A 1,053-nucleotide genomic window follows, 5' to 3' on the forward strand; every position below is an offset into this window, starting at 1 on the left:
GTGTGTGGTAGGTGAGTTGTGCGGCGATGGTGCGGAACTCGGCGAGGGCGCCGTCCATGTGGGGCGAGTGGAAGGCGTGCGAGACCGTCAGCCGCCGGGTCCGGCGGCCCAGCGCGGACAGCCGTGCGGCGACCGCCAGCGTCGCGTCCTCGTCCCCGGACACCACCGTCGCGCGCGGCCCGTTCACCGCCGCCACCGACACCCGCCCCGGCCACCGTGCCAGCAGGGGCAGCACCTCGTCCTCGGCGGCCTCCACCGCGACCATCGCCCCGCCCGCCGGGAGCGCCTCCATCAGCCTGGCCCGGGCGGCGACCAGGGTGCAGGCGTCCTGGAGGGAGAGCACCCCGGCGACATGGGCGGCGGTCAGCTCGCCGATCGAGTGCCCGGCCACGAAGTCCGGCCGTACACCCCACGATTCGACCAGCCGGAACAGCGCCACTTCGAGGGCGAACAGCGCCGGCTGGGTGAAGGCCGTCCGGTCGAGCAGCGGGGCATCGGAGGAGCCGTCGGCGGCGAACATCACCTCGCGGAGGGGGCGTTCCCACCGGTCGCCGAAGGCGGCGAGGACCAGGTCGAGGTGGCGGGCGAACTCCGGGACGTGCTGGTACAGCTCATGGCCCGCCCCCGGCCGCTGACTGCCCTGCCCGGGAAAGAGGAAGGCCGTTCTCCCCGCCGTGCGCACACCCCGGACCACCTCCGGGCCCGCGCCCCCCGCCGCGAGCAGACCGAGACCCTCCAGCAGCTCCGCCCGGTCGGCGCCGGTGACGACGGCCCGGTGCTCCAGCGAGGCCCGGCCGGTGGCCAGGGTGTACGCCACGTCCAGCGGGTCCGGGCCATCGGCCCCGGACACCGCCGCGAGCAGCCGCCGCGCCTGCGCCGCCAGCGCTTCGGCCGACCCTCCGGAGAGCACCCAGGGCAGCGCGGGCGGTGCGGTCGGGGAGCCGGTGAGGTCCGTCTCGGGTGGGGGTTCTTCGATGATGAGGTGGGCGTTGGTGCCGCTGATGCCGAAGGAGGAGATGGCGGCGCGGCGGGGGCGGTTGGGTGTGTGGGGCC

Annotated in this window: 1 protein-coding gene; it reads right to left on the reverse strand. The window is 75.7% G+C overall.

Features of this window, described 5'->3' with window-relative positions; all coding sequences use genetic code 11:
• The coding region (locus ABT122_RS33585; RefSeq protein ID WP_351559992.1) for an acyltransferase domain-containing protein at window positions 1-1,053 on the reverse strand (1,053 nt) is incomplete at both ends.

The organism is Streptomyces sp. NPDC001985 (assembly GCF_040296845.1).
Taxonomy (GTDB): domain Bacteria; phylum Actinomycetota; class Actinomycetes; order Streptomycetales; family Streptomycetaceae; genus Streptomyces.